Genomic DNA, 13,159 nt, shown 5'->3' with positions numbered 1-13,159 from the left:
GGTACGGCCCACCCGTGGACCCGGCGCCCGCAGCGGGGCCACCCGGCCACCCCCCGCCCGCGCCCGGCCCGGCTCCCCCGCCATGGCTGACGGCAGCCGCGAGGCCGCGGCCCGGATGGCCGAAGCGGCCCTGGCGTGGCTGGAGTCCCTGGACACGGACCAGCGCCGGGCGGCGTCCGGGCCGCCGCCGGGGGCCGCCGGCCCGGCCGGGGCGGAACGCACCCGCTGGTTCTACACGCCCACCGACCACGGCGGCCTGACCTTCCACCAGCAGCGCCCCCACCAGCACCGGCTGGTGATGCGGCTGGTCGCCAGCGGGCTGTCCGAAGCGGGCTACACCACCGTGGCCACCGTGCTCGGCCTGGAGAACGTCCTCGACCGCACCGAGGGCTTCTCGGTGAACTGGGGCCGCGAACGCACCCGCGATCCCGGCATGTACTACCTGCGGGTCTTCGGCGAACCCGGCGGAGCGCAGCCGTGGGGCTGGCGGTTCGGCGGCCACCACGTCTCGCTCAACAACCTCGTGGCCGACGGCCGCGTCGCCGCCGCCACACCGTGCTTCCTCGGCGCGGACCCGGCCGCGGCACCGCTGCTGGGCGGCGCGGCGCTGCGCCCGCTGGGCACGGCCGAGGACCTGGCCCGCGAGCTGGTCCGCTCCCTCGCCCCCGAGGCCGCCGCCCGCGCCGTGCTGCTGCCCCGCGCCCCGAACGACGTCGTGGCGGGCAACAGCGCCCGGGTCGGCGACCGCGTGGTGCGGCGCAGCGAACTCTGGCGCCCGGGACAGCACGTACCGGACCGGGCCGGGCACCCGGTCACCGGCCTGTACGGGACGGACCAGCGGGCGCTGGCGCTCACCCCGGCGCCCAAGGGCGTGCCGGGCGCCGCCCTCGACGCCGCGCAGCGGGAGCTGCTGCGCGCCCTGCTCGGCACCTACCTCGACCGCGTCCCGGACGGGGTGTCCCCGCTGCCCCGCTACGACGACCCGGCGGCGCTGGACGCCGTCCACCTCGCCTGGGCCGGCTCCACCGCCGCGGGCGAACCGCACTACTACCGCCTCCAGGGCCCGCGGCTGCTCATCGAGTGGACCAACGTCCACCGCGGCGCCAACCACGCCCACGCCGTGTGGCGGGACCCGGAGACCGACTTCGGCGGCGACGTCCTGGCCGCCCACCACGCGGCCCACCACCGCGCCGGTCCCGGCACGGCCCCGCCCGCGCCGTAAGCCGCCACCCGCCACCCGCCACCCGCCAAACGCCGGACGCCACCCGTCACCCGCCCCCGCCAGACGAACGGATTGGGACAGACATGGCCGGTCAGCAACCGTCACCGACCGACGCGCCCCCGCACACCACGCGCCCCACGCTGCGCGGCTCCTTCGGCATGTGCGCGTCGACGCACTGGCTGGCCTCCGCGACCGCCCAGTCCGTACTGGAGCGCGGCGGCAACGCCTTCGACGCCGCCACCGCCGGCGCCTTCGTCCTCCACGTCGCCGAACCCCACCTCAACGGGCCCGGCGGCGACCTCGTCGCCGTCCTCGCCACCGCGGCGGACCCGTCGCCGCGCGTGCTGGCCGGACAGGGCCACGCGCCCCGCGGCGCCACGATCGAGCACTTCCGGGCCGAAGGGCTGGACCACGTCCCGGGCGCGGGGGCGCTGGCCGCCGCCGTCCCGGGCGCCGTCGACTCCTGGCTGTGGCTGCTCGGCGCGTACGGCACCTGGGAGCTCGCCGACGTCCTCGCCTACGCCGTCGACTACGCGGAGCGCGGCGTACCCGCCGTACCCCAGCTCACGCGCGTCCTGGCCACGGTCGAGGACCTCTTCCGCACGCACTGGCCGACGTCGTACGCGCAGTGGCTGCCCGGGGGACGGCTCCCCCGCCCGTACGACACCCTCACCAACCCCGCCTACGCCCGCACCCTGCGCCGGCTGACCGCCGCGGGCACCGGGGCGACGAGGACCGCACGCATCGACGCCGCGCGGCGGACCTGGCGCACCGGGTTCGTCGCCGCCGCCCTCGCCGGCTTCGCGGCCGTACCGCACCGGCACTCCTCGGGCCGGGACCACGCCGGCGTGCTCACCGCCGCCGACCTCACCGACTTCCAGCCGTCCCTGGAACCCGCGGTCACCGCGGAGTTCCGCGGCACCACGGTGGCGAAGGCGGGCCTGTGGTCCCAGGGGCCGGTGCTGCTCCAGGCCCTCACCCTCCTCGGCCACTTCGGCGACGCGGAGATCGACCCCTCCACCGCCGCGGGGATCCACACCGTCACCGAGGCGCTGAAGCTGGCCATGGCCGACCGGGAGGCGTACTACGGGCACCTGGACCCGGCGGACGCGGAGACCGTCCTGCGCCGCCTGCTGTCCCCCCGCTACAGCGCGGAGCGCGCCGCCCTGATCGGCGAGACCGCGTCGACGACGCTCCGGCCCGGCGACATCGGCGTCGCACCGTACGCCCCTCCCCTGGTCACGGCGCAGCCCGCGGTACGGGCCGACGGCGTGGGCGAACCCACCGTGCAGCAGACCGGGGACACCCGGGGGGACACCTGCCACCTCGACGTCGTCGACCGCTGGGGCAACCTCATCTCCGCCACCCCGTCGGGAGGGTGGCTCCAGTCCTCCCCCACCGTGCCGGACCTCGGCTTCGCGCTGGGCACGCGGCTCCAGATGACCTGGCTGGACCCGGCCGCCCCGGCGCGCCTGGCGCCGGGGCGGCGGCCCCGTACCACCCTGACCCCGACCCTGCTGCTGCGCGGCGGCCGCCCGGTGGCCGCGCTGGGCACCCCCGGGGGCGACCAGCAGGACCAGTGGCAGCTGCTCTACCTGGTGCGCACGCTGGCGCTGGGGCTGGACCCGCAGGAGGCGATCGACGCCCCCGCGTTCCACACCACCGCGGTGCCGAGTTCGTTCTGGCCGCGGACCTGGACGCCCGGGGGACTGGTGATCGAGGAGCGGGCGGGCGAGGCGGTCGTCGGCGAGCTGCGCGCACGCGGCCACGCCGTGACCGTCTCCGGGCCGTGGAGCCAGGGCCGGCTGTCCGTCGTCACCCGCGACCCGGACAGCGGCCTCCTCCGGGCGGCGGCCAACCCGCGTGGCGCCCAGGGCTACGCGGCGGGCCGATGAGCGGCGCGGTGCGGCGGCGCGTCACCCCCCTGGGGCTGATGCTCGCCCTCACCTTCGCGACGGGCGTCGTCGACGCCGTCGGATACCTGCGCCTGGACCAGGTGTTCGCGGGCAACATGACCGGCAACGTGGTCATCCTCGGGATGGCCGCCACGGGCGGGACGGGGCTGCCGGTGCTCGGACCCCTCCTGGCGCTGGCGCTCTTCCTCGTCGGCGCGGCCCTCGCCGGGCGGGTGCTGCGCACCGCCGGCCCCGGCTGGAGGCGCCGCTGCACGGGCCTGCTGGGCGGCGTCGGGCTGGTCCTGGCCGCGACGGCCCTCTGCCTGGCCACCGCCGGGTCGGGCACCCCCGGCGCCCGCGCGCTGTCGGCGTCGGCGCTCGCCCTGGCCATGGGGGCGCAGGCGGCGACGGCCCGCCACCTGGCGGTGAAGGACGTCACCACCGTGGTCGTCACCTCCACGCTGACCGGCCTCGCGGCGGACTCCCGGCTCGGCGCGGCCCGCGGCCGGGGCGCGCTGCGGCGGGTCGCGGCCGTCTCGCTCATCGTCCTCGGCGCCGTCGCCGGCGCGGCGCTGTGCCGGGTGCACGCGGGTCTCGCGGTGACGGCGGCGGCGCTCGCCGTCCTGGCCGTGAGCGCCCTCGGCCACGCCGCCGCCCGCCCGGCCGGGGACCCGGCCGGAGCCGCGGCCGGACCGCCGACCGGGACGGTTCCCCCTCCCCCGAGCAGTTCCGCGGCCGCGCCCGCGCCCCCGCCGCCCCGCGCGGGCGGCGGCGCGCGTACGTCCGCGTAGCGCGGCGGCGCGGCCCGTACCGCCGACCCCTTGCCCGCCCGGCACCGACGGAAAGGACGCTCATGACCACCACAGCCCAGGCTCCCCCGGTCCCCCTCGGAAAGGCCGCTGTCGGGGCCCTCGGCTTGCTGGCCCTCGCCAGCGGCGCCCTGGAGTCGGTGGTGACGCCGACGCTCCCGCTCCTCCAGCGCGAGCTGAACCTGACCCCGGCCGAGGGGGCGCTGCTCAGCATCGCGCTCGCCATCACCGGCGCGCTCACCGCACCGATCGCCGGCAAGTTCGGCGACCGCTACGGCGGCAAGCGGGTCCTGGTCCGGTTGATGGCGGTGGTCTCGGTGGGCGGCCTGGTGTCCGCGGTGGCGCCGAACCTGCCGGTGCTGCTGCTCGGCCAGGTGCTCCAGGGGGCGATGGTGGGCGCGCTGCCCCTGTCGTTCATCGTGGTCCGCGCGCACCTCCCCGCGGGCGAGTCGAAGGTGGCCATCGGGACGGTCAGCGGGTTGTTCGTCGGGGGCACGATGGCGGGGATCCTGGCGGCCGGGCCCGTGGCGGAGACGCTGTCCCGGCACTGGATGTTCGCGCTGCCGACCTTTGCGGTCATCGGGTCGACCCTGCTGGTGCACAGGCTGATGCCGAACGACCCGCCGGGCCGGTCCGACGCCGCCGGGATCGACTGGCCCGGGCTGCTGCTTCTGAGCGGAATGCTGTCCGCCCTCATGATCATGCTGGTCAAGGCGACCGAACTCGACACCCGGCCACTCGCGCTCACCGCCCTGGTCGTGGCCCTGGCCGCCTGCACGGCCGGCTGGGTCGTCGTCGAGCGCCGCTCGCCCGCGCCGATGATCGACCTGCGCATGCTGGCCCGCCCCGCGATCTGGAAGGCGTGCGTGCTGACGTTCCTGATCTGCGTCGGCACCTCGGTGGCGGTCTTCCTCGTACCGCAGCTGCTCGCGCTGCCCGACGGGTCGTACGGGTTCGGGGCCGGCGCCACCGCGATCGGCTTCTTCCTGCTGCCCGGCGCCGTCGCCGCCTCCCTGGCCGGGCCGCTCGGAGGGCTCGGGACCCGGCGGTTCGGCTCGCGGGCCGTGGTCGCCGCCGGGGCGGTCATGATGGCCGTCTCCCTGTTCGCGCTGGCGGCCGTGCACTCCGCGGTCTGGCACGTCGTCGTCGGCAAGGCGCTGATCGCCCTCGCCAACGGCCTGTGCGTCACGGCGATGATGACCAGCACCGCCACCTCCGTCGCGCAGAGCGACACCGGCATCGCCAGCAGCCTGATCCTCGTCAACCGCGTGGTCGGCTACGCCGTGGGCGCACAGATCGGCGGTCTGCTCCTCACCGCCGGAACCCCCTCCGGGTCGCAGATCCCGGCCGAGTCCTCCTTCGTCACCGGCTTCGTCATCGCCGGCGCCGTCACCGCGCTGTCCCTGCTGGTCGTCCGCACCATGAGCAAAGGAGTCCAGGAATGACCCCCACCACACCCCCGCGCCAGGTCCTGATCTCCGGGGCCAGCATCGCCGGCCCCGCCCTCGCGTACTGGCTCGTCCTTTGCGGATACGCCGTCACCGTGGTGGAGAAGGCGGGCGGCCCGCGGGCCGGCGGCTACCCCGTCGACGTACGCGGCACGGCCCTGGAGGTCGTCCGCCGGATGGGGATCCTGCCGCCGCTGCGGGACGCGCACATCGACCTGCGCCGGCTGACCTTCCTCGACGGGGACGGCGACCGGGTGGCGTCGGTCCACCCGCACTCCGTCAGCGGCGGCGTCGAGGGGCACGACCTGGAGGTGCGGCGCGGGGACCTGACCGACGCCCTCTACACGGCGGTCCGCGACGACGTGGAGTTCCTGTTCGACGACTCCGTCGACACCCTCGACCAGTCCGGCCACGGCGTCGACGTCACCTTCCGCGGGGGCGGCAGGCGCACGTTCGACCTGGTGGTCGGCGCGGACGGCATGCACTCGCGCACCCGGGAGATGCTCTTCGGCCCCGAGGAGCGGTTCCACCGCTACCTCGGCTACTGCTTCGCCGTGTTCACCATGCGCAACACCTTCGGGCTCTCCCACGAGACCGTGATGTGGAACGCCCCCGGCCGGGCCGCGGCGCTCTACGCCGTCGGGGGCGACGGCGACGACGTACACGCCTTCCTGAACTTCGCCCGGCCGGTACCGCCGTTCGACGCCTTCCCGGACCCGCCGGCCCAGCGGAACCTGGTCGCCGCGGTCTTCGCCGACGCGGGCTGGGAGGTCCCCGGCATGCTGGCCGCGATGCGCGACGCGGACGAGGTGTTCTTCGACGCGGTCGGCCAGATCCGCATGCCCCGGTGGTCCAGCGGACGGGCAGCGCTGGTGGGCGACGCCGCGTACGCGCCGTCGTTCCTCACCGGCCAGGGCACCAGCCTCGCGCTCGTCGGCGCGTACATGCTCGCCCGTTCGCTGGCCGGCCGGGACCACACCGCGGGCCTCGCCGCGTACGAGCACGGCACCCGCGGGTTCGTCACCCTCAACCAGGACCTCGTCGGCGCCGGCGGCGCCACGCTCTTCCCCACCACCGCCGAGGCCCTCGAACAGCGCAACGCCAGGCTGCGCAAGCTCAGCGCCATCCCCTCCGGGGCGGGCCGGCCGGCCCACTCCGCCCTCGCCCTGCCCGACTTCCCGCCCGCGAGCGCACCCCGCCCGGCCGGCTGACCGGCCCCTGTCCGCGGCCCGCGGACTCCCCTGACTCCGCTCGGCTTTCAGCGCCGTTGCCCGAGTGGAAGAGCCCCGGCCACCCCACCCGGGTGGCCGGGGCGCGGCCGGAGTTGTCCCGTACCGCCGGATGGTGGACGGTGGTCCGCGGTGAAACCGCCGACACCGAGAGTGAGACGCCCGTGACCCACCAGCCCCCCTTAGGCGAACAGCCGCCGGAACCGATCAACCCGCACATCCCGCACCCCGCGCGGATCTACGACTACCTCCTGGGCGGCAAGGACCACTACGAGGCCGACCGCGCCGCCGCGGAGGAAACCATCCGGCGCGCCCCCCAGGTCCGCGAGTCCGCGCGCGCGAACCGCGCCTGGATGCGCCGCGCCGCCCGCTACCTCGTCGGCCGCGGCGTACGCCAGTTCCTCGACATCGGCACCGGCATCCCCACCTCGCCCAACCTCCACGAGGTCGCCCAGCGCATCAGCCCCGACTGCCGCGTCGTCTACGCCGACAACGACCCCGTCGTCCTCGCCCACGCCCGCGCCCTGCTGAGAGGCTCCCGGGAGGGCCGCACGGCGTACATCGAGGCCGACGTGCGCCGCCCGGACGAGATCCTCCGCGCCCCGGAGCTGTGGCGGACCCTGGACCGGGACCGCCCGGTGGCCCTGATGCTGTCCGCGATCCTGCACTTCGTACGCGACGAGGAGGACCCCGCCGGCCTCGTCGCCACCCTCCGCGACGCCCTCCCCCCGGGCAGCTACCTGGCCCTGTCCCACACCACCAACGACATCCAGCCCGAGCGCGCCGCCGACGCCGCCGCCGTCTACGGCGAGCGGCGCGCCGCGGCCCTGATGGTGCCCCGCCCCCGGCACCGGGTGGAGTCCTTCTTCGCCGGCTTCGACGTCGTCGACCCCGGCGTCGTCCAGCTGCCCCACTGGCACCCGGACGGGCCCGTACGGCCCCGGCACCTCGACGAGGTGTGGCTCTACGGCGGCGTGGGCCGCCTCGGCACCGGCTGAGCCCGGGGGCCGGGCGGGTGACGCGGGGCGCGCACGCCTTTCCGCCGGTGCGCGCCGCCCGTCACCCGTCACCCGCCGCCTTTCACACCGTCACGGGGAAGGTGAGCAGCAGGGCGGCGGCGAAGAGCAGCGCCACCGCGGCGAGAACGGAGAGCAGGTACTGCGGGGCCCTTCTGGTGGTGGTGCGGCCGGCGAGACCCGCGAAGAAGAGGACGAGGGCGAAGACGACCGCGGTCAGGACGTAGTTGTCGGAGCGCTGGTTGGCGGTACGGGCGTCCTGCGACAGCCGGTCCGCGCGCCGCTCCTGGAGGCGGGCGCGGGCGTCCTCGGCGAGCCGGTAGCGGGACATGGCGAAGGGGGTGGCGGGCGCGTCGGGGTCGACGAGGGGACGGGTGGCCAGCCAGGCGTGGACGGCGGGCCGGAACTCGTCGCGGAAGCGCTGGAAGAGGAAGCCGGAGACGGCGTCGGGGTCCGGCTCGTACTCGCCGCGGGGGCGGGCGGAGGGATCGTCGACGATCTCCTGGTTCAGCGCGTTCAGCCAGGAGGTGAAGGTCACGACGTCGGTGACACGTTGCTGTCCCGCCTTGGTCGAGGAGCGGTTGGACTTGGTGCGCTCGGCGCCCGCGGCGGCGTAGTCGATGGCCTGGACGCCGCTCCACTTCGCGCTCTGGAACCCGGCCCAGGCGGTCCCGACGGCGGCCAGCGCCATGACGACCGCCAGGACCAGGTCCAGCCGGCGGGGGGCGGCCGGGATGCCGTCGGACACGGGTGCCCTCCTCCCTCGGGTCCGCGTGGGACAGATGGCACCATCTCATCCGATACCTCCCGAACACGCGACTTGACGCCGCGTCCGGCGCAGTACGGCCGAGGAGCCGCCGGCCGTCGTCCGCCCGGCGCCTGACCCCGCGACGCCCACCGGTCTCAGGCCAGCGCGCTGCCCGCCTTCCAGGCTTCCCAGTCGACGTTCCAGCCGCCGTAGCCGTTGTTGGTGTCCACGGTCCGCTCCGCGGAGCCGGTCACGGTCACGGGATCGCCCAGGTGCACCTGGTCGTAGAACCACTGGGCGTCGGCGGTGCTCATGCCGATGCAGCCGTGGCTGTAGTTGATCCGGCCGAACTTTCCCTCGTTCCACGGGGCGGCGTGCGTATAGGTGCCGGACGGTGTGAGCTGCACGTCCCACTTCACATGGCCGATGTCGTACGCCTCGGGGCCGTAGATGCCGACGGTGCTGGAGTCCATGCGCAGGTCGGGCACCTTGCCGAGCACGACCATGGTGCCGCTCCAGGTGTCGTAGCCCGGCTTGCCCGCGGAGATCAGGACCGGCTGTGCCCGGAGCTTCTCGCCGTTCCTGGTGACGGTCATCGTCTTGTTCCGCACGTCCACCTCGGTGACGACCGCGTCGCCTATACGGAACTTCACCACGCGCTGCTGCGTGCCCAGGAGTCCGTCGCCGTTGTCGACACCGGACAGGGACATCCTGAGCGTGACCCGCGTCCCCGGCCGCCAGAACTCCTTCGGCCGGAAGTCCACGCGGTCCCTGCCGTCCCGGTGGGTCATCCAGTGCCACGCGCCCTCGACCCCGGGCTCGCAGGTCACGCTCAGCCCGCGCTCGACGGCCGCCTTGTCGCCGATGGGCTTGCTGAACACGATCGACACGGGCATGCCCACGCCCACCACGGAGTTCTTCTCCGGGCTGTACTCGCCGACGAACGTCTCCCCCGCCTCGGCCGTCGTGATCTCCACGCTTTCGGCGGCGTCCCGGCCGCCGTCCCCCTGGGCGCGGGCCGAGACGGTGTACCGGACACCGGGGCCGAGCAGCGCCGTGGACGTCCACACGGACTCGTCCCGCGACAGTTCGCCCGCGAAGGAGTCCGTGTCCTCGGCCCGCACGGTCACCTCGGTGAGCCGGCCCCCGTCGACGCGCACGGTCACCCGGCCGCCCGGCGCTACCGCGCCCGCCTCGCCGCCGGGCTCGATGGTGATGACGGGCGCGGACGGCGAACGGGAGGCACCGCCCCGCCGGGTGGGATCGTCATCCGCCTGCGCCGTGCTGCCCTTGACGCAGGCACTCGCCCCGCCGACCGCGACGCCGGTCAGCGCCATGGCCCGTACCACCGCCCGCCGCGCCGGTCTCCCCGCCGTGTCCCCGTGTCCCGCCCGGTCCCACCCCATGTGGCTCCCCTTCGTCCCGCCCACTCGTGAAATCTCCAATCCACTGACGAGGGATACGTTTTCGCGGGTTGCCCCCTGCTGATGACTTTCGGCAAGGCTCACGGGAGGTCGACGACCATGCAGGCTTCCTCGCGGACGCTGCACCGTGCGAGGCCGGTCGGGCTTCCGTCGGTGTACAGCTCGGCGAGCAGCAGGTCGTCGTCCTCCCAGGTCTTGGGGAGGAGCTGCCGCTTGTCGGCCGGCGCCAGCGTGAGCTCGCGGCCGCCGTCGACCTGCTGCGCCGTGATCTCGGAGATCGTCTCGGACTCGCCGCCCCAGGAGCCGCCGTACGCGAGCCAGGAGCCGGACGGGTTGACCGCCGCCTCCTCGCTCGGCAGCGTCCGCAACCGCGTCAGCGCTCCGGTGCCGGACGCCTCCGCCAGGTAGGTCGCGTCGCGCCGGCCGTCCCTGGTCTCGTCGAACACGATCAGACCGGCGGCCGTGCTGCCCCTGACCTGCTGGCCGGGCGCGGTGCTGTCGAGGTCGACGGTCCTGTCGCCCCCGCCCGCGAGCCACAGGCGCCCGTTGTCGCTCCCGTCCTCGATGAAGACCCTGCGGTCCCCGGTGACCGCGACGACGCCGAGCGCGTTCGGATCGCCGGGCTCGGCCGCGTCGAACGGCAGCGAGTCGACGGTCTCACCGGACCGCGTGTCGATCAGCAGCACGCGGCCGCCGTCCGGCGTGATGGTGCCGACCGCGAGGAGCCCCCCGTCGGGGGAGAGCCGGGGCTGGAGGACCACCGTGCCGGGAATGGCGTTCCCCTCGGGACCGGTACCCCACGACCAGGTGCCGTCGTCACTCCACGCGGCCCAGGCGTCACCGGCCTGCCGCAGAGTCAGCCACTCCCCGGGCACCTGCTCACCCCCGGCGAACAGGCGCCCCTCCAGCAGATACGGCACCGTCGGCGCGTCGGCGGTGAGGGGACGGGCGGGCGGCTTCTGCGTGGGCGTGGAGGGGCCGTCCGTCGGTACGGAGGGACTCCGCGTGGGCGGCGGCACCGCCGTCTGCCGCGGCCCGCCGTCCAGGTACGACAGCACCCCGGAGACCGCGCCCACGACGGCGAGGGTGACGGCGGCGACCACCACCGGCCGCCACCCGACCAGCCTCGGCCACCGGAAGAGTCCCCGGGTCTGCACCCGCTCCTCCTGCGGCAGGGGCGGACGGGCCGGGACCTGGAGACCGGAGGCCACCTCGTTGAGCTCGCGGCCCAGGACCTCTTCGACATCGTCGTTCATGTCAGCTCTCCCTCCCGTCGGTGCGTTCCGAGCGGAGGACGGCCCGCAACGCCTTGAGAGCGCGATGTGCGGTGGACTTCACCGTGCCGCGCGAGCAGCCGAGGGCGTCGGCGATCTCCTGCTCGCTGAGGTCCTCGTAGTAGCGCAGCACGATCACCGCGCGCTGCCGCGGCGGCAGGGACTTCACGTGCGGCCAGAGCACCATCCGGTCCTCGGGCCCGTGCGGCAGCCGCGCCGCGTCGTGCTCGGGCGGAGCGTCGGTCAGCAGCTCAAGACGCCGCTTCATCGGGCGGCGGGCCGACAGGAACGTGTTGGTGAGCATGCGCCGCAGGTACGCGTCGGGCGAGTCCGACCGGATCACCCGCGACCAGGATCGGTACGCCTGCAACAACGTCTGCTGAGCGATGTCCTCGGCATCCGCGTGGTTCCCGGTGAGCAGATACGCGCTGCGGTACAGCGACGGCCACATGCTGCCGGCGTACTCCTCGAACGTCGGTGCGTCGGTGCCGCTGGTCACGGTGCACATTCTCGGACACCACCCCCTCGCAGACCTGACTCCGAAGCCCCCCGATGCGGTTGCCCCACCCACCCAACCCACCGACCCCACCAGCGCCCCCGCCCGACACCCAGCCCCGGACGTCAGCGGATGGGGGGACGCGTCGGGTGGCCTGAAATCTCTACCGCAGATGGTGGCGACGGCACACGCAGAACAGCGGCTCCCCGAAGGAAGCCGCTGGTCAAAGAGGAGCCGCCTAAGGGAATCGAACCCTTGACCTACGCATGACGAGTTCGAGACCGATCATGACAGGGGATTCAGAGCCCTGCCGCCCGGTCGCTGTCCATGCAGGTCAGCGCCGGGCGGCGCTGCGTTGGCTATCAGTCCATGACAGCTCATCCGCAGGCATCCGGGCTCACATCGGGCTCACCTTGCGCACCCTCTCACCTGCGCCGATACCTCCCCTCCACGCGCCTTGGCGCTGAGCATGGGGGACTCTGCGTCCCGACCAGCCGCGCCCACCCCGCGGACGCTTGGACGTCGACTGCCTTACCACCAGGGAACTTGCGTGAAGCGCGCGTGATAGGCCACCATCAGCCCTGGTCGGATGGCGGCCAATCCCGGCACTGCGCTGCCCCAGAGCGGTGCCTCCGAGGGATCAAGAAGCCCTAGCTTCACCACTCATCGCTAGGTGACGTATGTCTGCGCCTTCTCAGGTGCACTGATCAGTGTTCGGATGCTTTGGGGCAGCGGCGTTCGAGGACGGATCGTGCATGTCTGCTGGTGGACGTCTGGCCAATCGCATTCGGATGCGCTGCCTGTATACCGGGGAGTCATTTCGCCGCCTCAAGGGGTCTCTGAAGGCTCTTGACAACGAACACCCCATCCCGGGTGCTATAGGTGATCAAGCTCTTCTCGAGTCTCAACTCATGTCTCACCTGGGGCGGGGAGGCGAATGGTGGGCTCATCCGGTCGGAATCTCCAAGGTACGCATCACTCCCGAAGGCACAGTGGTTGTCCACCTTGATGGCCACACTGAGCTCTCGGCTGGGGAAATGTATCCGATGAGCTCCTACGCCCTCGACAATCTGCTGCCCTACGCAGATCCAGGGGTACAGGTCGATGGTGCGTTCGGCCTGCGGGTAGCGGGTGTTCAGAACACGGACCTGCATCTCACCAGAGTCAACAGCGACGGCCGCCTCATCGTCCGTGGAATCCCCGGCACTCGATGGCAGCACGAGCTGTCCGCCCGGTGGCAGGAACTCGACGAGGGCGGTCACCCTCCGCTGTGGCAGGAGCCTGTACTGTCGAGCTTCGAGCGCGAGGACGAGATCAAGCACCCGCGTGTGAGGAAGGGCGACCGCGAGCTGGCATGGCTGGGCTCTGGTCTTCTACGGCGCATCGCGCTCTTTCACACCTCCAGTTCGGCCTACTCAACTAGATCGTGGATCAAAGGCGACGAGTGGATCTTTGAGTTGGACACGCGGCGCGATGCACCGCTCGAGCACGACACGCTGCTCGCGCGGCTCACGGACCCCATCTGGGGTCTATCACTACGGATCAGTGACTCGCACTGCACGTGCCATAATCCGCCCCTCCCAGACAGATACATGCGT

The 13,159-nt window shown here is 73.7% G+C and carries 10 protein-coding genes and 1 pseudogene; 7 read left to right on the top strand and 4 right to left on the bottom strand.

What is annotated here, in order from left to right; all coding sequences use genetic code 11:
• The first annotated feature begins 82 nt into the window (after window positions 1–82).
• The 6 genes from ACHZ99_RS29150 (at window position 83) to ACHZ99_RS29125 (ending at window position 7,601) form a co-directional block, all read left to right on the top strand.
• Window positions 83–1,222: a DUF3500 domain-containing protein gene (locus tag ACHZ99_RS29150; RefSeq protein ID WP_420307796.1), complete on the top strand. Its 1,140-nt coding sequence runs from the start codon at window positions 83–85 to the stop codon at window positions 1,220–1,222.
• Between the two features lie 83 nt (window positions 1,223–1,305).
• Entirely contained in the window at window positions 1,306–3,117 is a 1,812-nt protein-coding gene (locus tag ACHZ99_RS29145; protein WP_420307795.1) for a gamma-glutamyltransferase family protein, read from the top strand.
• Window positions 3,114–3,908 carry a YoaK family protein gene (locus tag ACHZ99_RS29140; RefSeq protein WP_420307794.1) on the top strand — a complete coding sequence of 265 codons (795 nt, stop codon included), beginning with the start codon at window positions 3,114–3,116 and terminating at the stop codon, window positions 3,906–3,908. The genes ACHZ99_RS29145 and ACHZ99_RS29140 overlap by 4 nt, the downstream gene beginning before the upstream one ends.
• A gap of 62 nt (window positions 3,909–3,970) precedes the next feature.
• A complete protein-coding gene (locus ACHZ99_RS29135) occupies window positions 3,971–5,371 on the top strand; it encodes an MFS transporter (protein WP_420307793.1) in 1,401 nt (466 codons plus the stop codon).
• Window positions 5,368–6,585, top strand: coding sequence for an FAD-dependent monooxygenase (locus tag ACHZ99_RS29130; RefSeq protein WP_420307792.1), 1,218 nt, complete (start codon window positions 5,368–5,370; stop codon window positions 6,583–6,585). Before ACHZ99_RS29135 ends, ACHZ99_RS29130 begins: the two co-directional genes overlap by 4 nt.
• A gap of 182 nt (window positions 6,586–6,767) precedes the next feature.
• Window positions 6,768–7,601, top strand: coding sequence for an SAM-dependent methyltransferase (locus tag ACHZ99_RS29125; RefSeq protein WP_420307791.1), 834 nt, complete (start codon window positions 6,768–6,770; stop codon window positions 7,599–7,601).
• Window positions 7,602–7,683: 82 nt separating this feature from the next.
• Here the strand turns inward: ACHZ99_RS29125 and ACHZ99_RS29120 are convergent, their stop codons facing one another.
• The 4 genes from ACHZ99_RS29120 to ACHZ99_RS29105 form a co-directional block, all read right to left on the bottom strand.
• Window positions 7,684–8,367 (bottom strand): hypothetical protein, encoded by a 684-nt coding sequence (locus tag ACHZ99_RS29120; RefSeq protein WP_420307790.1) that lies wholly within the window; start codon window positions 8,365–8,367, stop codon window positions 7,684–7,686.
• Window positions 8,368–8,522: 155 nt separating this feature from the next.
• Window positions 8,523–9,773: a L,D-transpeptidase gene (locus tag ACHZ99_RS29115; RefSeq protein WP_420307789.1), complete on the bottom strand. Its 1,251-nt coding sequence runs from the start codon at window positions 9,771–9,773 to the stop codon at window positions 8,523–8,525.
• Window positions 9,774–9,871: 98 nt separating this feature from the next.
• Window positions 9,872–11,047 (bottom strand): hypothetical protein, encoded by a 1,176-nt coding sequence (locus ACHZ99_RS29110; protein WP_420307788.1) that lies wholly within the window; start codon window positions 11,045–11,047, stop codon window positions 9,872–9,874.
• Window position 11,048: 1 nt separating this feature from the next.
• The gene (locus tag ACHZ99_RS29105) at window positions 11,049–11,564 is read right to left on the bottom strand and encodes a SigE family RNA polymerase sigma factor (protein ID WP_420307787.1); all 516 of its coding nucleotides are present in this window, start codon (window positions 11,562–11,564) and stop codon (window positions 11,049–11,051) included.
• A gap of 1,043 nt (window positions 11,565–12,607) precedes the next feature.
• On the opposite strand from ACHZ99_RS29105, the pseudogene ACHZ99_RS29100 reads away from it, so the two are divergent.
• Window positions 12,608–13,159, top strand: a pseudogene (locus ACHZ99_RS29100) (hypothetical protein); the annotation flags it as partial.

It is taken from the genome of Streptomyces sp. MAR4 CNX-425, assembly GCF_048656465.1.
Taxonomy (GTDB): Bacteria; Actinomycetota; Actinomycetes; order Streptomycetales; family Streptomycetaceae; genus Streptomyces.
This window is presented reverse-complemented; position numbering and strand designations above follow the sequence as displayed.